Raw genomic sequence first — 17,531 nt, 5'->3', positions numbered from 1 at the left:
GAGAAGTGATGAGCAAGACTACTTACAAGGACAAGCCTGAAATCGTGTTGCCGCCCGTCACAGTGTTGGAGGATGAGGCCAGGCGTTTAAGCGCTCTGGCCAGTTCGAGCGCGGTACTCTTTCCGCGCGTGGCCCATTTCCTTGCGCGGGAGATAGAGCGTGCAAGCGTGGTGGCGAACAATTCCGAACTGCGAGGGGTGGTCCGCATGGGCTCGCAGGTCCGGTACTGCGATGAGAAGACCGGTGAAGTCCGGGACGTGGTGTTGGTGTATCCGCATGAAGCGGACATAACATTAAAACGCGTCTCGGTTCTTACGCCCGTCGGCGCTGCGTTGATCGGCCTGTCGGTTGGTCAAGCCATCGAGTTTCAAACGCCGGGCCACAACAAGCGCTCCTTGACGGTGCTAGGGGTGTCCAACTGACGGAGGCTTTGATATGCGCGACGTTTCAACCAATCAGGCCGCCTTGACAGCCATCGGTATCACCGTTGTTCTGGCTGTCGTGTTTTCTCTTGCGACCTTCTTCAAGGCTTAAGGGTTCCAAGGGTCACGGTATGATCCTAGGAAGGCCCCGGCGAGTGAAGCACGCCGGGGCCTTTCGCTTAACGCTGATGGCCTAGCCCAAGTCCAAGGCTGAGAGCCTTCTGACGCAACGAGCCCTCGGATCGTTTCATCAGCTTTGAGAGCTTCGCCACCGGGGTGCGGGCCTTGGAATGTGCCTTGAGCTGTTTGACGTCGTCCTTGGTGTACTCTTTGCGCTTGCTCTTAGTCTTTTTTGCCACTTGATCGTCTCCGGCGTGATTTGGGTTCTCGCCTTAAGGTCATCATGCGAATGCGTCAAGCACTCGCTCCATCGCCGGGTGACTACGGTTTCTCACTTTGACCCAATACTTGCTGCGCCCGGCCTGATACGGCCGGTCGCGGCGTTTCGATACTAATCCTTCAAGGCCGATCTTGCAGGCAGCGCGAAACAGTTCAGGCCCAAGCTCGCCCCGCTCAAACGGATTGACGAACACGCCTTCAGGACGCCGCGCCAGCAAGCGCTCCAAATTCGCCTTTCGCATCGACAGCGGAAGCATGCGGAGGTCGTCGCCACTTTCGGCGAGAATATCGAAGGCGCAAAACTGAACCTCATCATCGTGCTTGCGCGAGTGAAGCGCGTTGAAATCTGAGGTACCATCGACGCCCAGCACTACCGCTTCGCCATCGAGCACGAAGTGCTTCTGGCGGACCTTGCGCGCGGCCTCCGTGATCCAAGGATATCGGTCGGCCCAGTTGTAACCGCCGCGCGTGATCAGGCGCACGCGGTCGCCATCGCGCTCCAGACGGAGGCGATAGCCGTCGTACTTCACCTCATGGAGCCAATCGGGGCCGGCCGGGACCGAAATGCCCTTGCTCGGCAGGCAAAACTCAAATGAACGCATGTGGGAAAAATAGGCATTCGATGCCCGATTACGAGATGGAGCTTAAGGCGACCCGGTCAAGCGGCGCCACATTATTGCGGCCTGGGCGGCAGATCAGGAGCGATGTCGCTGCCCGTGCTCTCACCGATAGCCTGCTCCACTGCGGATGCGAGCACTGCAAGGTGTTCAGCCTGGCCGACCTTATGCCTGGCAGGCCTGGGGCCACCTTGAACACAGCGTCCGCACCGGCGAGAACGCCTTTCGGCACCTCAACGGTCAGAGCGTCTGGGAGTATCGTAGCACCCGTTCAGATGAGAACGCGATTTTCAACCGTGCCATGACGGCCAATTCTCGCGGCGCCATCGAGGCTACCATCGCCGCCTACGACTTCAGCCGCTTTCGTCACGTCGCGGACATCGGGGGTGGTCAAGGCCAACTGCTGGCGGGAATTCTCGCCGCAAACAAGAGCCTGCGCGGAACGCTGTTCGATCAGCCGCACGTAGTAGTCAAGGCGGCCGAAGTTCTGAAGCGACATGGTGTCGCCGACAGATGCGAAGTGGTTGATGGCAGTTTCTTTGAAACCATCCCGGAGGGTGCTGACGCCTACGTGATGCGGGCGGTCATCCACGATTGGGATGACGAGGAAGCAATTTCCATTCTGAAGACCTGCCGTCGTGCCATGACGGCTGATGCCAGATTGCTGCTCGTTGAACGTGTCGTGGAGCCGCCGAACGAGGGGCTAATCTCGAAATTCAGTGATCTCAATATGCTCGTCATGCTCGGTGCGCTAGAACGGACCTACGACGAGTATTCCGCGCTGTGTCGAATGGCCGGATTCGAAACGCGCAGCACGACTCGCGCGGGCTCGCACTTCAAGGTTATCGAGGCAGTTCCCACTTAGGCCGACCTGGTGTGGAAGGCTTTGCTTCGCGGCCGCAGGGGGCACGCCCTACGTTGATTGAGGTCTGGTTGTGGCCCATAGCGGACCGCCAAAATCGATGCCGTCAAATCAGCTGCTGGATCCTAAGCGGACATCCAGCTGGCCACAAAAAGACCCACAGTGTTTTCAACACTGCGGGCCTTTTAATGGGTTGGCTGGCTCATGCGCTGCCTAGCGTATTAAGCCACCTCGCGACTCCCAGTAACTAGGTGTCCCGTAGTACTGGTGGGTCCGCGTTTCCCAGTCTCGATCCTGCCACGAGTCATCACTGAACTCAGGCGCGTCCTTCAGCTGTTGTTCGGTGATATTGGTTCGAAAACCACTAAGCGACGTATCGTATGTTAGAGCTCCCCAAGGAATGGGGTAATGGCTGTGGCCCAACCCAACAAATCCGCCAAAGCTCATGACGGCATAGGCCACACGACCTGACACCTTGTCGATAATGAGGTGATCAATCTCACCGATGTTCTTTCCATCTGCTCCATAAACTTCGGTCCCTTGAATGTCTTCGCTTGAGATGCATTGATGATCCGGATGGGCTGTTGCGCGGGCCATGGCTTCGTCTCCCTCACAGGTAGGTTTTTGGCTTAACTTGGCCGCTCCAGGGGGGTTCCTAGCTTCGGAGAACATGTCGCACGTCAATCATCAATCTATCGTCGTCGACATCGATTCAAACAACCTCCAGCTCCGATCCCATGGCGAAAACCTGTATCGAAAGGCGAAGTGGGCAAAAGACGAGGATAATGAGGCCGCCAACTGAGCGGCCTTACTTTAGGTAGGCGATTTTACCCCGGTGAACTCAGCCACTCGCCAATGTTGGCTCTCTCGCGAGTCGGGAACGAAAGGCGCCATCCTTTTGTTCAATCGTCCAGAGAGTTTAAAGGAGAAGGGCTTATGATCGCTAACAGACTTATGATCTTAGGTGCGGTGCTCGCCTTCAGCGCCAACTCCGTTTATGCCGGTCCCTGCACCACGGTGAGCCGCGATGCAGGATCAGGGAATGTCCCGGGCTATACGGGACAAACCACTGGTTCCACAGCAACTGATTCCAGGCAGCAACCGCCGACATCTTCGATGAGCAAAGGCTCGGAGAATACCGCAACGTCGTCGGAAGATGCGCAGCGCCAGATGCAGAGCCAGCCCACCGCTGCCGAACAATCAAAGGCTACCCACCCCGCACCCTCTGCGCAGTCACCGGATCGGACGGCAGGCACCGTCGAGCAGACCCGTCCCGCGCCCACTGAACAATCAAAGAAGGCAACGGCAGGCACGGCCGAGCCTGCACCGTCCCAGAAAAAGGTTACGGCGGCCGACCAGGACTGCGAGTAAGCGCGCGGGTCAATGGCTTCAAGACCCAGGCTGGCGGGAAAGCGAGACAGTCTATGTTGCGGCTAAGGGCGTGCCGATTGTCGACGCTCGCGCACCTAGCCTACGTCGGCTTGTGATGCTGTGGACGGCTCCTCCACGGGCACGAGAGTGCCAAGGAGTGGGCGCCGTTTGAGGCTCCCACGATTCGGAGGAGCAAGCTATGCAGTCAATTTCGACAATCGGTCTGGATATCGCGAAGTCGGTCTTTCAAGTGCATGGCGTTGATACAGCCGGCCAGGTGGTCATACGCCGTCAGTTGAGGCGTCGGCACGTCCTGGCGTTCTTCCAGAAGCTGCCCCATGCCTCGTCGGGATCGAGGCTTGCGCGTCGTCACACTATTGGTCCCGCGAGCTGCAGGCGTTGGGGCATTCGGTGCGATTGATGCCTCCGGCTTATGTGAGACCCTACGTCAAGCGGCAGAAGAACGATGCCACGGACGCGGAAGCGATTTGTGAGGCGGTTACGAGACCCAACATGCGGTTCGTGCCGACCAAGACGGTCGAGCAACAGAGCTGTCTGATGCTTCACCGGGCGCGCCATCTCTTCATTCGCCAGCAGACAGCCGTGATCAACTCGATCCGCGCCTATCTTGCCGAGTTCGGGATCGTCGCCCCTGTCGGACGCAGGGGTGTCGAGCAGCTGCTGGAAGTCGTCGCCGATACAGCCGACCGCCGGCTTCCAGAGGTCGGCCGTGCATGTCTTGCTGCTCTCGGCAGTCAGTTGCGAGCACTGAAGGCTCAGATACTGGAGTTCGACAGACGCATCATCGCCTGGCATCGATCAAATGCGACGAGCAAGCGGCTGGATGCGATCCCCGGCGTCGGGCCGGCGCTGGCCACGGCCCTTGTCGCCAGCATTGCTGACCCAGAAGCCTTCCGATCAGGGAGGGATTTCTCGGCCTGGGTCGGGCTTGTGCCGAAGCAGAACTCGAGCGGGGGTAAGGACAAGCTTGGCAGTATCAGCAAGCAAGGCGATCGCTATTTGCGCAGCCTGTTCACGGCAGGCGCACTCGCCGTGATCCGCTATGCCAAGATCCACGGCACCCAGCATCGGCCCTGGCTCACCGCGCTGTTGGCGCGCCGACCAACCAAGGTCGCCGCAATTGCGCTCGCCAACAAACTCGCGAGGATGGCATGGGCGATGATGGCGAGGAATGAAGGCTACAAGGAACCCGCCGCTCTTGCGGCGTAAACGAAATCACACCGGACAGCCCAGTGTGACGTAACGGTTGGGAGGGCGAACAGCACGTAATGCAGTGCCGGTCGATCCGGCGATCAGGACAACCCACATGGGCCACAGCATCATCGAATGCGTGCTTTTGACCGGGATCTGATCCGCGGAGGGCATTATGGCCAGCGGTCATGGGTACCGCGCGAACAGGCCGAACACATGGCTGCTCCGACCAATGCTGCAAAGTGAAGATTCTCCTTGCCAACCCGGAGCCGTCCACACATGGCCCATCGCGTCAGTTAGTCCGATGCAGCGGCTTGTCTGGAGTTGGGGGCAAAGCTGACCTGCCGGCTGAGCGCCCGGACTTCCCAGTTTGACCCATGGCCTGCTTGCGGAAGACGTCGAGCGGATTGACGCGGCGCTCCGTCCCGCCCAGATAGCCGGCTACGCTGATCCGTCCTCCGGAACGAATCGCCTTGCGGCCGACTTTCGGATATCATCCCCAATCTGCCCTTTTTGTATCCCAGAGGAATCTAAGATGGCAGGAATGCGATCCGGGCTTGTTATATTGACAGCGCTGCTTTGGTCAGGCTCTGCCGCCGTGGCACAGCAAGCGGGCAAGCCCTGCGCCAACGATATCAAGACACTGTGCGCCGGCATTCAGCCCGGCGAAGGCAGGATCAAGTCCTGCATAAAGTCGCATTTGACCGACCTGTCACCAGCCTGCGAGGAACGCTTGCTCACGGTTGCCGTGGCCGGAAAGGTGTGCAAGGCCGACGTTGCGAAGCTGTGCGCCGGTATTGTGCCGGGCACCGGCGGTATCAGGGCCTGCATAAAATTGCACATGGCTGAGTTGAGAGATCCCTGCAAGGATGCGATGTCCCAGACCGCGGCGGGCAGGAAAATCCTAAGAGGGGATCTCTAGAAATCCTTCCGCGAGCGCGCCCCACCAGCGGCGATCAACGGAGCCTTTGCTACAATGGGGACAAATTGCGGCAGGCCTGTATCGAAGAACAGAGCTATCCAAGAAACACGGAAGCTAAAGACAAACGCCTGATTGACAAAATGCGGCCGGAGTAAAATGGTTTGACGTCTGCAACTGGCCCTTAGCCGAAGGTCATTGAGCGCGTGTCACGTCGGTTGTCAGGGGCAAACCGGGCGCCGATCCAACTTGGCGTCCACCGCTGCTTTCGATCCAACTCGGACATCCCACGATGTCTGCTTTTGCGCCGCCTGGGAAACGTGTGGCTTGCGCCGCTAAACCACGCAGCGGCGAGTTGAAGTCGAGTTCCATTACCTCTTTTTCCCGACTGAGGTAGCTCATGCCATGCGTGTTCGCCGACCCCGGCGTGCAGGAATTCATCCGCAGCGCCTGCATGACAAAGCTAGCCGAGATCTCGCGATCCTCGACATCAATTTGCAGGGGATCAACGTGCATCCAGTTGCCGAGGTAGTAAAGAGCCGAGGGCTGCCTCTCTTCTTCTTGAGTGGTTACGGCAGCGCAGGCGTGCCCGACGGATTTGAAGGAATGCCTGTCCTCATCAAACCCTGTTCGCTGGATGCGCTGAAGCGCATAATTGATGCTGTCCTACCGAATGGAGAGCCCGAAAAACCGCAAGATAAGCCGTGATCTGTTGTTTTGAAAATTGAACAGGGATGCAAACGTCGCGCCCGGTTGGGGCAATGAGAGTAGCCGATTGTTTCAATAATATCCCGTCGGCGCTGTTCCGCGAAGGAACACTGATCGCGTTGCACAGGGCGACGGTTGGCCTACAAAGTTAATCTAGGGCACCATACATTTGTTAGGGCCAGCGATGAATCGAGGGGCGGAGAATGTCGGCGGCGCCCAGCCTTGAGCCGGTGCGTCGTGGCGGTCCCGGCGTCTCGCCTCCAGCCCCGAAGGCGCTTGGGGCCGCTCACAAGGCATTTCAGTGCCGCCAGCCGTCCTTGTCGACCTCCACCCGAAAGCCTTCGGCATCCGCGGCACTTTACCTTCGTCGGTAACGCTGCAGGCCGGGCAGGGCGCGCCAGCGCCGCCACAGGTGCATGCGCGCGGGTCGTCCCAGGGACGGTCCTGATGGTTCTCGCAAACCCAGCCGCGATCGTCACAGTTGGCGCACGTCGTGGCCATTGCACCGGCGGCCAGGGGCTTTTCCTCGTTGGACATCAGGCCGACCCCGCCAGGGCAGCGCTAGCTGCATGTCGAAGCGCTTTGTGGCGTTAGCGGCGATGAAGGCTTGTAGCGCAGACGAGATCTCGGCGCCGGAGTCGGCTGCGATGGGACGGCTGGACGTCGGACTGAGGGCTCTCCGCTTGGCGGGCCGGACCACCAGATCGGCGGGGAAGCTGTCACATTACTTTGACAGACAGGTGCCGGTTTGGCAGGTGCTGGGATTTCAGAGCCCAGACCGGAATACGCGGCGAACTCTGCCGAGCGAATATACTCCGATTGTGCAGCGTTCAGCATCCTCTCAATTTCGGGAGTTAGGTGTGTTTAATGCTGAAATGACTGCGCCGCTCAGGGCGGTGCTCGGTAAGCGACGTTCGCGTCCCATTCGCAAAGGTTTGGCGTGGGGATTGCAGTCTGTTGATCAACGTGTTTGCAAATCGTTGGCGGGGGGTATGGAGGCGGCAACGACGGAGAATTACGAGGTGCGGCCGAACGACCAGGGCAGGAGCTCGTCGATCCGGGACTGCGGGTGACCGGTTGCGATCGCTTTGAGCGTCGCTTTCATCCAGACGTAGGGCTCCACGCTGTTGATTTTGCAGGTGGCGATGAGCGAAGCTATGCGCGCCCATGAACGACCACCTTCGTCGTGACCAGCAAATAAACTATTTTTACGCGTCAGAGTCAGCGGCCTGATTTGATTTTCGACGGGATTGGTGTCCATCTCAACGCAACCATCGTCGAGAAACAAGGTGAGGCCATCCCAATGGTTCAGGAGATAGGCGTAAGCGCTCCTTTCTACGCACCTATGCAGTTGAGCGCGGGGATGGGATGAGGTGTCCACCATGAACGAGGTGGACACCATCGATGATCACTCCAGAAGAACTTTTGAGACTTGAGACGGTCGGCGTGTTGCGCAATGGGCGGCGTCGCTATGATCCGGCCAGCAAACAGCGGCTGGTCGAGGCCTGTCTGCAGCCTGGCGTGTCGCTGGCGGGGCTGGCGTTGCAACACGGCGTGAACGCGAACCTGCTGCGCAAATGGGTGGCCAAGCGACAACGTCAGAACGGGGATGGCCAGCCGGAGGCGCCGATTGCGCCAGCCTTTGTTCCGGTTCGCGCGCCGTCGCCGTCGCCAACTCGATCTGCTGGCGCGATCGCGGTTTGCGCGACGGAGCGATCCTGTGCAGGGCGGCTGACGGCATCGATGCCCAACGGCGTGACGCTTTCGCTGGAAGGCGGCGACGCGCAGTTGCTGTCGGCGGTGATTGAAGCGCTGGGGCGTTGCGATGTTCCGGCTGGCGTCTGATCTTCGGGTCTACCTTCACCGCGAACCGATTGACTTCCGGGCGGGCATCAACAGCCTGGCGATCGTGGTCGAGCAGTCGATGGGGCTGGATCCGTTCCAGCGCGCGGTGTTCGCGTTCTGCAATCGTCGCCGCGACCGGATCAAGCTGCTGATTTATGACCGGTCAGGATTTTGGATGCTGCTGAAGCGGCTGGAGGCCGACAGATTCCACTGGCCCCGAAGTCAGGAGGCGGTGCTGACGCTGACGACGGAGGAGCTGCACTGGCTGCTTGACGGCATCAACATCGCGGCGGTGCGTCGTCATCCGGTGCGGCAATATCACAGCGTGGGCTGAGCGTGTTCGATGCGGGCGGCGTCATCAGCGCTATCGGATGACGCCGGCCACCGCATGGAACTCGGTTGACGCGGCGGCATGACTTCGATTCAAGACTACGATGAGTCGCAGGCCCACGACGCACGAGCTGGAAGCCTTGATCGCGGCGCACGCGGCCGAGCTCGCGGCGCTGAAGGCGGAGAACGAGAAACTCGCGCAACGCGTCCTGCATCTTGAGGAGCAGTTGCGCCTGGAGCGCTTGCGCCGCTACGCGCCGAAGAGCGAAAAGCTCAAGGAGCGCATCTTCAACGAAGCCGAGCAGGCCGCCGCTGAAAGCCGGGACGACGACGATGTCGAGGCGGTCGCCGTGCCGGACACGGGATTGCCGGAGGCTCCAAAGCCGGCACCGAAGACACGCGGCCGCAAGCCGCTGCCTGACGATCTGCCGCGCCAACGCGTCGAACATGATCTGGGTGAGGATCAAAAGGACTGTCCGTGCTGCCGCAATCGGATGCATCGGATGGGCGAGACCGTCACCGAGCAGTTGCACGTCGAGGTGAAGGCGTCAGTGCTGCAACATGTGCGGTTCAAATATGCCTGCCGTCACTGCGAGCGCACCGCGCTGAACACCCCGATCGTGACCGCGCCGATGCCGGCGCAGCCGCTGCCGGGTAGCGTCGCCACGCCATCGACGCTGGCGCTGGTGCTCGCCAACAAATACGTCGACGGCACGCCGCTGTACCGTGTGGCGGACGCGCTGGGGCGCGCCGACGTCAGCATCAGCCGCGGGACGCTGGGCAACTGGGTGATCCGGGCGAGCGAGTTGCATCTGCATCGGGTCTATGACGCGCTACAGCAAAAGCTCAGGTCGCAGCCCCTGGTCCACGGCGACGAAACCTGGGTCCAGGTTCTGAAAGAGGACGGCCGGGATGCGCAGGCCAAATCCTTCATGTGGGCCTATCGCAGCGGCCAGGACTGCGCGCAGCCGGTCGTGCTGTTCGATTACCAGCCCGGTCGCGGCCAGGAACATCCTCAGGCCTTCCTGGCCGGCTATCGTGGCTTGTTGATGAGCGACGGCTATGACGCCTGGGGCACGCTGACAGGCGCGACCCATCTTGGCTGTATGGCGCATGCGCGCAGGAAATTTACCGATGCGCTCAAGGCCAGGAAGACGCCCGGCGGTCCGCCATTGCAGGCGCTCAAGTTCTTCGAGGCGTTGTATGAGGTCGAGAGGGTGGCGCGCCAGACGCCGCCCGACGACGAAACGCGCGCCGCATACACCTTGCGGCTGCGCCAGCAGCATAGCCTGCCGGTATTGGCCGCCTTCCGGACCTGGCTCGACGACCAGGCGCCGAAGGTCCTCCCCGAAAGCTTGACCGGCAAGGCGATCGCCTATGCGCGCAACCAATGGGATTATCTGACCCGTTACACCAGTGACGGTCTCGCCCCGATCGATAACAATGTTCTGGAGCGCGACATCAGGCCGTTTTGCACCGGACGAAAAAGTTGGCTGTTCAGCGACACCGTTGCCGGCGCCAAGGCAAGCGCCGTGATCTACAGTTTGGTGCTGACATGCCGGGCATGCGGCGTCGATCCCTATGCATGGCTACGTCACGCGCTCACCGAATTGCCCCAGCGCGCGCCAGACGCCGATATCGAAGATCTGTTGCCGTTCAACTGCACCGCTCAAAAAAACCTGCCAGCTGAGAATAGCGGCTGACGTTCGAACGCTCAGGTCAACCAAGCCGTTCCGATGACACTGCTGGGGCCCGGCGTCACGCGACGCCGCGGCCAGCCGCGCGCGTAGCCTGTGCGGTAAAATACGCGCTTACAGATAGGCGATCGCCTTGCCCATCTCGCTGCCCGGCGACAGGCGAGCGGCTTGCTCGCGCAGAAACCTCTCGAGTTCAGCGACGAGCGGCCGTGATCGCTCGTTACGGGTCGTTTGCCGAGCCGGGGCGTCGGCGCCACGGATCTCCTTCTCGATCGCATAGAGTGCGGCGATGCGCGCGAGAACGGCTTCGGCGATGGGTGAGCCGGCTTTCGGAGTCGCTGCGATGATCTTGCGCCTTGAGTGGGACCAACATGCGGCCAGCCGCAGCGGCACGCCGCCTTTGCGCTTGGGCCGTGCGAGCCGATGATAGCCCTGGTATCCGTCGACCTGAAGGATGCCGTCGAAGCCCTCGAGGATGCGCTCAGCATGGTCACCACCGCGTCCTGGCGCGTAGTGGTAGACCACGATTGGTGGATCAGCGCCGCCGTGGCCGCGATCGTCGCGCAGGACAGCCCACAGATAGCCGGTCTTCGTTCGGCCCCGGCCCGGATCGAGCACAGGCGCCCTGGTCTCGTCTATGAACAAGCGGCCCGATTGCTTCATCACGACGCTCATGCGCTCGACCAGCGGCGCGAGGTGGAAGGCGACCGTTCCCATCCAGTCTGCCAGAACGGCGCGATCGATGAAGATGCCATGCCGAGCCAGAACCTGCGACTGACGATAGAGTGGCATGTGCTCGCTGAACTTGGCGACCGCCACCTGCGCCAGCAGCGCCTCGGTGGGGATGCCACCCTCCACGAGATGGGCGGGCGCCGGCGCCTGAGCAACACCGGTGCAGCCCTTTGCGCAGGCGTAGCGCGGTCGCACCGTCTCGATCACACGATACTGGGCGGCCATGACATCGAGACGGCGGGAGCGATCCTCGCCGATCTGGACCATCCGGCCGCAGCCGCAGGGACACTCGAGGTTCTCGGGTTCGATCACCTGCTCGATGCGCGGCAGGTGCGCGGGAAAGGCACGGGCAGCGCGCCTGGTCCGGCGGCTGGACGGCGCCGTGCCGGCGCGGCGCGCACGATCGTCCTGGCGTTCCTGGACTTCGGCGATGGCAATCTCGATGTCCTCGAGAACCAGTTGCATCTGATCGGGATTGAACTTTTCCGAGCGTTTACCGAAACGTGCGCGCTCGTACTCCTTCACGAGCAGTTCGAGGCGTTCGACGCTCTCTTTGGACGCAGCCAGTTCACTCTCGACATGAAGGCGCGCCGAGCATTCATCGTCTGCGCGACGACGCTCGGCTTCAATCATCGCTTCCTGCGCGCGGAAGAGCGCGCGCAAATCGGCGGGCAGCGCTGCAAGACGGGCGGGATCAAAGGGGGACGGCGGCACATCCGCAAGCTATCATCCCAAAGCCCCGCGCGAAACAGGTTGTCGGGTCTGAGTCAGTTCGCCGCAGCTGGCGTCGCGACAATCCGTTCGCCCACTCGCTTCCAGTTCTTGAGGAATGTCCCTGATAGTGAGTCTGACGAATCATTTCCGGAGGTGGTCGAGGTTCGGGACCCCCACCATCCTTTGTGGGGGCGCTCATATCGAGTGATTAGGAAGATCGGTCAGCGAGGCCGAGGCATTCCCGCTTCGTATGAAGTTGAGTATCGCGCAGGAAGCAGTCTTCTGATTCAAGCAACCGCAATCGAATATTATGAGCAAGAGGCAAATCAGATTAAGCTGAGTATGGAGGCTCTACTCGAGCTTTTATCGACAGCGGATTGTCCCGACGCACATGAGCATGGATCCAGCCGATCTTTGGTCGACGCTGACGCCCGCGCTCCGACGCCAGATCGTCGAAGACGTCGCCGCAATTTTGGCGGAGATCCCTCATGAAGTCCGAGCTGGTCACACCAAGCCACTTGGCGCGCAAAGCCGTAGTCTACATCCGGCAGTCGACGCCCCATCAGGTCGTAAGCAATCAGGAGAGCCTGCGCCTTCAATACGCGCTTCGCCAGCGCGCCCGCGAACTCGGATGGCGTGAGGCGGCCATCGACGTGATTGATGCCGATCTCGGGTTGAGCGGCGCGTCTATAGCACAGCGTAACGGCTTCAAGGAACTCGTTGGCCGTGTTGGCCTGAGTGAAGTGGGACTCATCCTGTCGATCGACGTGACCCGCTTGGCGCGTAATTGTACCGACTGGTATCCGCTCCTGGATATCTGTGGTCTACGTGGCTGCCTGATCGCCGACCGCGATGGTGTCTATGATCCGGGCACTCCCAACGGACGGTTGCTTCTCGGGCTGAAGGGTTCGATCTCCGAGCTTGAGCTACATACGATCCGCAGCCGGCTGACCGCCGGCCTGCTGGCCAAAGCCGAACGCGGCGAACTTGCGGTTATGCTGCCAATCGGGCTGATGCGGGACCCGAGCGGTGTGGTCGTTAAGGATCCCGACATGGCCGTGCAAGGGCGGCTCGGTCTCGTCTTCCAGTTATTCCTGCAGCTGCGCAGCGTTGCCAAGGTCATGCGAGCGTTGAACGAGCGTGACCTGGAACTGCCGCGTCGTGATCGATATGGCGATTTGTGCTGGACGCGCGCGACGCTGGCTGCCGTCGCGGCGATCTTGAAGAACCCCGCATACGCGGGCGCCTTTGTCTATGGACGAACCCGCTTCCGGCCGCCGAAGCGGGAGGGGGCCCTGCCACAAAAGGCTCCGCGGCCGATGGAGGAGTGGCGGATCGTCGTTAAAGATCGATATCCAGCCTATATCGACTGGCCAATTTATGAAAAAATCCGATCCGTCATCAGAGATAACCGAGCCGAATACATGCGCATCAAAACCCGCGGCGCGCCTCGCAATGGCGAGCTCCTGCTCCACGGCATTGCCTGGTGCGCACGATGTGGCCATAAGATGTACGTCCGCTACAAGGGCGGCGGCGAATATGTATGCAATCACCTGCGTACCCAGGAAGGTCAGCCAACCTGCCAACACATCCGCGCCGCCCATATCGATGCAGCCGTTGGCGACGCATTCCTAACCGCACTAGCGCCGGCCGAACTCGATGCCTTGTCGCGCTCCCGCCGGGTGCAGCAGCAGACGAACAATGCGCTACGCTCCAGTGCAGAACGAGAGCTCGAGCGCAAGCGATACACGGCGGCGCTCGCCGAACGGCAGTTCAACCGAGCTGATCCAGATAATCGGTTGGTCGCCTCGGAACTCGAGCGTCGATGGGAAGCGGCGCTAAACGACGTGCGCGCCGCCGAAGAGGCGCTTGCCCGACAGACGCCGCCCAAAGCCATCACACAAGTGGCCATAAGCAAGGAGCTCAACGACAAGGTCATCAGCCTCACCGGCCGCCTCCCGCAGATATGGGGTGACGAGACTATCTCGGATGCGCATCGCAAGGCGTTGTTGCGATGTCTCATCGAAAAGGTCGTTCTCGACCGCGGTGAGCGCGACTTGGCCCTGGCTAGGATCGTCTGGCGGGGAGGCGCCGTGACGGAGCTCGAAGTGAAGATGAGCGTCAACTCCGTCACCAGATTGACGCGAGGCACAGAGATGCGGGAACGCCTTCTGACGCTCGCTCGCGACGGCGTCCCAGACGACAAGATCGCCACAATCCTTACTCGGGAAGGTCACCGCTCTCCCCGTTGCGCCGATAAGGTGCTGCCTATCACCGTTGGGCGGCTCCGTCGTGCCGCCGCCATCAAGGTAACTGCCCAGCGCAGCCGATGGGAGCATGACGACTCATACCTCAGCCCGCCCGAACTGGCCCGAAGGCTCGAGATTCCAGTAAACTGGCTCTATGTTCAGATCCGAACCAAGCGTTTGCTAATTGATCGCCAGCCCAGCGGCGCCTATCTCTTCCCGAATACACCATCCGTTCTTCACGCCATCGGAGACCTTCGAAACCACGTCATCGCGCAACTTGATCTAAGAATCTGTCAGCCTAACAAGGAGGGGCATCTTCGAACTGCACGCGCGTCAGATGCATGACGCCGTCGCTGATCTGCGGCCACTCGAAACGACCATCGCGGCCAAGGCGCTTGTAGACCAAAACGAGGCCCGTGCCGTCCCATAGCAAAATCTTCAGCCGGTCGGCGCGCTTCGAACGAAAAACCACGATCAGGCCCGAATGCGGATCGAGCCCAAGCGTGTTTTGCACAAGACCGGCCAGCGCGTCGTGCCCGCACCGGAAGTCAACAGGACGCACAGCAAGCACAATCCGCAGTCCCTGCGCCGGAATGATCATGCGCCGCGCTCGATCGCAGTCACGATCTCCGCGATCCGCACCGCCGACACGTCCGCATCCAGGCGGACCGAAACCTTGCCAATCGTAATCTCGACGGGCCCCTCGCTCTTGCCTGACGCCACTGGATCGCTCAGCTCGATCGACACGAAATCCGCCGCGTCGTCCGTGACCAATGCGAGCCGGCCAGCACGCGCCAATCTGCGCCACCTCGTCAACTGCTGGGCCTTCACACCATAACGCCGTGCGACATCACATACCCGGGCGTCGGGCTTCATGCTCTCGAAAACAGCGCGCCCCTTGATCTCCGCAGACCATAACCGGCCTCCAGAACGCGTCCGGCGCGTAAGCTTCCCCACAAAGCCATCAGCTTCGGCTTCCTCCCCCGATTGTTCCATCGCCTTCAGTCTCCTCTTGGCTCTCTGACCAGCCAAGAATCGCAGAGCGAAAGCCGAAGCGAAACCAATCAATCAAATGGGAGAAAAGCTCCGCTTACGGTGCTCGAGGAAGTTTGCGAAAATATTCCTGTAAGCGAGACGGGCGCCAGAGCGTACGTTGCCTCGAAGCTGCTCGATGCTGCGGCACATGGACAGCTCTCAACCGACGCGTTGAAAGCGGCGGGTCTCAAGGCCTTGAACCCACCAACGATGTAACGGTGATGTGCCGCACGGCCTTCAGCGAAAGTTCGAATCGCCAGGCTCATGCCCGCCGGTTACGCTGGCGGGCCCAATTGGCGTACAATTTTGGATTGTGCGACCAAGTTGCAGGTGCTATTTTTTCCCGGCCATGTGGAGCGAGATACTAGTTCGTATCGCCATTATCTGTTTAGGGCTCACGCCTGTGGTGGCGCTAGCAGTGCTGACGTTCTGGAAGTAAGGCCGCCTCAGGTGGTGGTCGGTTTCAAGCTGGCGGGCCTACTCTTGGGCGCGATAGCCCTGGACGGCGAGTAGCTCTCTGATCCGCGCCACCTTCTTTTTGGCGCTGCTCGGTCCCTCTATGGTCTTCCGGATGTCCTCGACCAGACCCTCTAATCTCAGTCGATGCGCGCGGTCAGCTTCGCGGCGGCTGGCATCTGCAATCTCATCGAGAGCAACCATACGGCGAGTATTGCCGATTTTTCCCGATGCGTCAAAGCGCCGTTGGTGGGCCCTGACCCTGATCTGCCTCCTCGAAAGGCCGCCCCCAGCCCGCCTTCATCAGGTCCTCTTCACGCTTTCCGCGATTGCGCGTTCAACTTCTGCGGCGAGAACCGTCAGGTGATCAGCCAGCTTCGTAAAAAGCTCTCGTTTCTTCGGGTCGGTCGCCAAGTCACGGATGAGGGCGCACTCGGCGGCATCTGTGCGGAGCTTTTCCAATTGAGCCTGCATGTCTTTCATTGCAGCTATTCCGTTCCCTGAGGGGAACTGTACTGCCAAGGTTTGAAAGCGAACAGAGCTGAATGCCGAATTTTCCTAGGCTCGGGTCGCTGGATCGACGCAGTCCAGCACCTCCAGCGGCCCCGGCCTTCCACACCTCAAAAGCCCCCCACGGCCGGGGCCGTCTTTCAAGTGGCATCAATTAGCCCAAGCCACCGACAGGCGCTTTGGCGTTCCAGTCGAAGTCCGGCCGAACGTCGGCACCGCGAGACCCACAGCCCTGGCAGACAAATCGCGGCTCGAGATCCGATAGCCTTACCTTGTCAAGCCAATGGTCGGCATCCAGAGCAACGTGATGGCCGCAATGGCAGTAGACCAGGACGCCACGCAAGCCCATTTCGCGCATCTCGCCGAAGGTGATCTTGACGGGGCGGCCGTGAACGTGTGCAGGCGTGTGGCGTCGAACAGGACGAGGCATGCCGAGATCAAAGTGCCGTCGTGAGCACCTTGCAAATTATCGATTCCTAGCGGCTCGGGAAGCGCGCGAGCTACTGCCGGTCGTGGGTACGACCAACTCAATTGAAGGTATGAAACCTCAGCTTTAACGAACCATCCGCTTGGCGTTCGAAGACGTGCATGGCAAGTCCACTGAAGGGAGCCGGTTTGCCCTCCTTGTCCTTGCCCGTGGCGCTCCACTTAGCTGTGCCGACGACGACCTTGTCGTCTCCGCCCGCGTCGATAACCTCCAGCTTGTGGCCGGTCACACCATTCGCGAAAAACCCGGCAAAGAACTTTTCGATCTCCGCCGGGCCTGACGCGACTTCGTGCGTCGGCGGCAGCACCTTGGCGGTTGGGACATAGTTGGCAGCGACGGCCTTCGCGTCCTGTTTGTTGAATGCAGCATCAAAGGTGACGTAGGCTTTCTCGACGTCGGCCTTGGCGTCAGCGGCGAGCGTTATCGCCGGAGCGGCGATGAGCAGACAAAAGGCTAATGCTGATGCTTGAATAATGCGCATGGAAACCTCCCATCTTGGGTTTGGCGCATACAATATCGAGGGATGCACCCTCAATTTCTGACTCCTCGGCTGGGTGCTTCCGGCGCCGAGGGGATTGTCGATCAGTGGCGTATGAATAATTGGTCATGTCAGGAAGCTCTCAAGCAACGGGCCTTCGATCATCTCGACCGAGGTGATCTTAAGAACGCGGTCGCCTCGTTTGTCGGCAATATGAACGCGCGTCCCGATTGCGAATTGCCACAGCACTTGGCAACGCTTGGCGCTTCGCTGCTGACGGCGAACGATGCGCTCGGCTGGAGGACGCTCATTGAAGAATTGAGGTGATCGTCCGATGATCAACACGCGGGATCGGAAATGAAGGAGCGCGACAAGGCGTCTCCTCCATCCAGGTTCTTGGTTCGCCAGGGGTCCAAGGAGCTATGGCGGAATCTGGGTGATGACGGTGTGAGGAAGGCGGCGTATCGAGGCGGGTGACGAGCCTGCCA

General features: G+C 60.5%; 20 protein-coding genes and 1 pseudogene. 10 read left to right on the top strand and 11 right to left on the bottom strand.

The genetic code is table 11. The features are described 5' to 3' along the window. Positions 1-8 precede the first annotated feature (8 nt). Positions 9-422, top strand: a complete 414-nt coding sequence (rnk, locus tag ACFLEY_RS25005; protein ID WP_039185241.1) for a nucleoside diphosphate kinase regulator — start codon at positions 9-11, stop codon at positions 420-422. Between the two features lie 179 nt (positions 423-601). On the opposite strand, the gene ACFLEY_RS25000 is transcribed toward rnk, so the two are convergent. Then, positions 602-781 carry a hypothetical protein gene (locus ACFLEY_RS25000; RefSeq protein WP_028171517.1) on the bottom strand — a complete coding sequence of 60 codons (180 nt, stop codon included), beginning with the start codon at positions 779-781 and terminating at the stop codon, positions 602-604. Positions 782-823: 42 nt separating this feature from the next. Beyond that, a complete protein-coding gene (locus ACFLEY_RS24995; RefSeq protein WP_060912330.1) occupies positions 824-1,423 on the bottom strand; it encodes an RNA ligase family protein in 600 nt (199 codons plus the stop codon). Positions 1,424-1,568: 145 nt separating this feature from the next. Between ACFLEY_RS24995 and ACFLEY_RS24990 the strand changes: the two genes are divergently transcribed. Continuing rightward, entirely contained in the window at positions 1,569-2,303 is a 735-nt protein-coding gene (locus ACFLEY_RS24990; protein ID WP_249163557.1) for a methyltransferase, read from the top strand. 210 nt (positions 2,304-2,513) lie between these two features. Here ACFLEY_RS24990 and ACFLEY_RS24985 read toward each other — a convergent pair whose 3' ends face one another. Beyond that, positions 2,514-2,897, bottom strand: a complete 384-nt coding sequence (locus ACFLEY_RS24985) for a PRC-barrel domain-containing protein (RefSeq protein ID WP_074077689.1) — start codon at positions 2,895-2,897, stop codon at positions 2,514-2,516. 339 nt (positions 2,898-3,236) lie between these two features. Here ACFLEY_RS24985 and ACFLEY_RS24980 point away from each other — a divergent pair, with 339 nt between their 5' ends. The 3 genes and pseudogenes from ACFLEY_RS24980 (at position 3,237) to ACFLEY_RS24970 (ending at position 5,805) form a co-directional block, all read left to right on the top strand. Further along, a complete protein-coding gene (locus ACFLEY_RS24980) occupies positions 3,237-3,671 on the top strand; it encodes a hypothetical protein (RefSeq protein WP_271552112.1) in 435 nt (144 codons plus the stop codon). A gap of 199 nt (positions 3,672-3,870) precedes the next feature. Beyond that, positions 3,871-4,901, top strand: a pseudogene (locus tag ACFLEY_RS24975) (IS110 family transposase). A gap of 517 nt (positions 4,902-5,418) precedes the next feature. Further along, positions 5,419-5,805 (top strand): cysteine rich repeat-containing protein, encoded by a 387-nt coding sequence (locus ACFLEY_RS24970; RefSeq protein ID WP_129557623.1) that lies wholly within the window; start codon positions 5,419-5,421, stop codon positions 5,803-5,805. Positions 5,806-5,997: 192 nt separating this feature from the next. Here the strand turns inward: ACFLEY_RS24970 and ACFLEY_RS24965 are convergent, their stop codons facing one another. Then, entirely contained in the window at positions 5,998-6,318 is a 321-nt protein-coding gene (locus ACFLEY_RS24965) for a hypothetical protein (RefSeq protein WP_162185842.1), read from the bottom strand. Between the two features lie 1,207 nt (positions 6,319-7,525). Further along, positions 7,526-7,912 carry a transposase gene (locus ACFLEY_RS24960; protein ID WP_396604237.1) on the bottom strand — a complete coding sequence of 129 codons (387 nt, stop codon included), beginning with the start codon at positions 7,910-7,912 and terminating at the stop codon, positions 7,526-7,528. Between the two features lie 2 nt (positions 7,913-7,914). Here ACFLEY_RS24960 and tnpA point away from each other — a divergent pair, with 2 nt between their 5' ends. From tnpA to tnpC (ACFLEY_RS24945), 3 genes are all read left to right on the top strand, one after another. Beyond that, positions 7,915-8,355 carry an IS66-like element accessory protein TnpA gene (tnpA, locus tag ACFLEY_RS24955; protein WP_035693717.1) on the top strand — a complete coding sequence of 147 codons (441 nt, stop codon included), beginning with the start codon at positions 7,915-7,917 and terminating at the stop codon, positions 8,353-8,355. Then, complete coding sequence (gene tnpB / locus ACFLEY_RS24950) at positions 8,336-8,689, top strand: IS66 family insertion sequence element accessory protein TnpB (protein ID WP_018270214.1); 354 nt, start codon at positions 8,336-8,338, stop codon at positions 8,687-8,689. Before tnpA ends, tnpB (ACFLEY_RS24950) begins: the two co-directional genes overlap by 20 nt. Positions 8,690-8,789: 100 nt before the next feature. Continuing rightward, complete coding sequence (gene tnpC, locus ACFLEY_RS24945; RefSeq protein ID WP_018270215.1) at positions 8,790-10,388, top strand: IS66 family transposase; 1,599 nt, start codon at positions 8,790-8,792, stop codon at positions 10,386-10,388. 108 nt (positions 10,389-10,496) lie between these two features. Here tnpC (ACFLEY_RS24945) and tnpC (ACFLEY_RS24940) read toward each other — a convergent pair whose 3' ends face one another. Continuing rightward, positions 10,497-11,828 (bottom strand): IS66 family transposase, encoded by a 1,332-nt coding sequence (tnpC, locus tag ACFLEY_RS24940; RefSeq protein WP_396604236.1) that lies wholly within the window; start codon positions 11,826-11,828, stop codon positions 10,497-10,499. Positions 11,829-12,316: 488 nt separating this feature from the next. On the opposite strand from tnpC (ACFLEY_RS24940), the gene ACFLEY_RS24935 reads away from it, so the two are divergent. Further along, a complete protein-coding gene (locus tag ACFLEY_RS24935; RefSeq protein WP_060909278.1) occupies positions 12,317-14,422 on the top strand; it encodes a recombinase family protein in 2,106 nt (701 codons plus the stop codon). Here ACFLEY_RS24935 and tnpB (ACFLEY_RS24930) read toward each other — a convergent pair. The 5 genes from tnpB (ACFLEY_RS24930) to ACFLEY_RS24910 form a co-directional block, all read right to left on the bottom strand. Continuing rightward, positions 14,376-14,678, bottom strand: a complete 303-nt coding sequence (gene tnpB, locus ACFLEY_RS24930) for an IS66 family insertion sequence element accessory protein TnpB (RefSeq protein WP_060909277.1) — start codon at positions 14,676-14,678, stop codon at positions 14,376-14,378. The two genes, ACFLEY_RS24935 and tnpB (ACFLEY_RS24930), sit on opposite strands and share 47 nt — an antisense overlap. Continuing rightward, positions 14,675-15,073: a transposase gene (locus ACFLEY_RS24925; RefSeq protein ID WP_026193420.1), complete on the bottom strand. Its 399-nt coding sequence runs from the start codon at positions 15,071-15,073 to the stop codon at positions 14,675-14,677. The genes tnpB (ACFLEY_RS24930) and ACFLEY_RS24925 overlap by 4 nt, the downstream gene beginning before the upstream one ends. A gap of 798 nt (positions 15,074-15,871) precedes the next feature. After that, a complete protein-coding gene (locus ACFLEY_RS24920) occupies positions 15,872-16,051 on the bottom strand; it encodes a hypothetical protein (RefSeq protein ID WP_039184683.1) in 180 nt (59 codons plus the stop codon). A gap of 181 nt (positions 16,052-16,232) precedes the next feature. After that, the gene (locus ACFLEY_RS24915; RefSeq protein WP_082757009.1) at positions 16,233-16,508 is read right to left on the bottom strand and encodes a hypothetical protein; all 276 of its coding nucleotides are present in this window, start codon (positions 16,506-16,508) and stop codon (positions 16,233-16,235) included. A gap of 97 nt (positions 16,509-16,605) precedes the next feature. Further along, entirely contained in the window at positions 16,606-17,046 is a 441-nt protein-coding gene (locus ACFLEY_RS24910) for a nuclear transport factor 2 family protein (protein ID WP_028171523.1), read from the bottom strand. Between the two features lie 42 nt (positions 17,047-17,088). On the opposite strand from ACFLEY_RS24910, the gene ACFLEY_RS24905 reads away from it, so the two are divergent. Continuing rightward, complete coding sequence (locus ACFLEY_RS24905; RefSeq protein WP_249162980.1) at positions 17,089-17,370, top strand: hypothetical protein; 282 nt, start codon at positions 17,089-17,091, stop codon at positions 17,368-17,370. The last annotated feature ends 161 nt before the right edge of the window (positions 17,371-17,531 follow it).

This window comes from Bradyrhizobium sp. YCK136 (assembly GCF_044570075.1).
GTDB classification, from domain to species: domain Bacteria; phylum Pseudomonadota; class Alphaproteobacteria; order Rhizobiales; family Xanthobacteraceae; genus Bradyrhizobium; species Bradyrhizobium diazoefficiens.
Note: the sequence above shows the minus strand (reverse complement) of the source record. Positions and strands in the feature narration are given on the sequence as shown.

Bases quoted from the DNA above. Each gene is read 5' to 3' on its own strand.
- tnpB (WP_060909277.1), bottom strand. From the start codon at position 14,678: ATGATCATTCCGGCGCAGGGACTGCGGATTGTGCTTGCTGTGCGTCCT.
- ACFLEY_RS24905 (WP_249162980.1), top strand. From the start codon at position 17,089: ATGCACCCTCAATTTCTGACTCCTCGGCTGGGTGCTTCCGGCGCCGAG.
- ACFLEY_RS24990 (WP_249163557.1), top strand. From the start codon at position 1,569: ATGCGAGCACTGCAAGGTGTTCAGCCTGGCCGACCTTATGCCTGGCAG.
- ACFLEY_RS24995 (WP_060912330.1), bottom strand. From the start codon at position 1,423: ATGCGTTCATTTGAGTTTTGCCTGCCGAGCAAGGGCATTTCGGTCCCG.
- ACFLEY_RS24970 (WP_129557623.1), top strand. From the start codon at position 5,419: ATGGCAGGAATGCGATCCGGGCTTGTTATATTGACAGCGCTGCTTTGG.
- ACFLEY_RS24980 (WP_271552112.1), top strand. From the start codon at position 3,237: ATGATCGCTAACAGACTTATGATCTTAGGTGCGGTGCTCGCCTTCAGC.
- ACFLEY_RS24910 (WP_028171523.1), bottom strand. From the start codon at position 17,046: ATGCGCATTATTCAAGCATCAGCATTAGCCTTTTGTCTGCTCATCGCC.
- rnk (WP_039185241.1), top strand. From the start codon at position 9: ATGAGCAAGACTACTTACAAGGACAAGCCTGAAATCGTGTTGCCGCCC.
- tnpB (WP_018270214.1), top strand. From the start codon at position 8,336: ATGTTCCGGCTGGCGTCTGATCTTCGGGTCTACCTTCACCGCGAACCG.
- ACFLEY_RS24920 (WP_039184683.1), bottom strand. From the start codon at position 16,051: ATGAAAGACATGCAGGCTCAATTGGAAAAGCTCCGCACAGATGCCGCC.
- ACFLEY_RS24935 (WP_060909278.1), top strand. From the start codon at position 12,317: ATGAAGTCCGAGCTGGTCACACCAAGCCACTTGGCGCGCAAAGCCGTA.
- ACFLEY_RS24965 (WP_162185842.1), bottom strand. From the start codon at position 6,318: ATGCACGTTGATCCCCTGCAAATTGATGTCGAGGATCGCGAGATCTCG.
- tnpA (WP_035693717.1), top strand. From the start codon at position 7,915: ATGATCACTCCAGAAGAACTTTTGAGACTTGAGACGGTCGGCGTGTTG.
- tnpC (WP_018270215.1), top strand. From the start codon at position 8,790: ATGAGTCGCAGGCCCACGACGCACGAGCTGGAAGCCTTGATCGCGGCG.
- ACFLEY_RS24960 (WP_396604237.1), bottom strand. From the start codon at position 7,912: ATGGTGTCCACCTCGTTCATGGTGGACACCTCATCCCATCCCCGCGCT.
- ACFLEY_RS24985 (WP_074077689.1), bottom strand. From the start codon at position 2,897: ATGGCCCGCGCAACAGCCCATCCGGATCATCAATGCATCTCAAGCGAA.
- ACFLEY_RS24925 (WP_026193420.1), bottom strand. From the start codon at position 15,073: ATGGAACAATCGGGGGAGGAAGCCGAAGCTGATGGCTTTGTGGGGAAG.
- ACFLEY_RS24915 (WP_082757009.1), bottom strand. From the start codon at position 16,508: ATGCCTCGTCCTGTTCGACGCCACACGCCTGCACACGTTCACGGCCGC.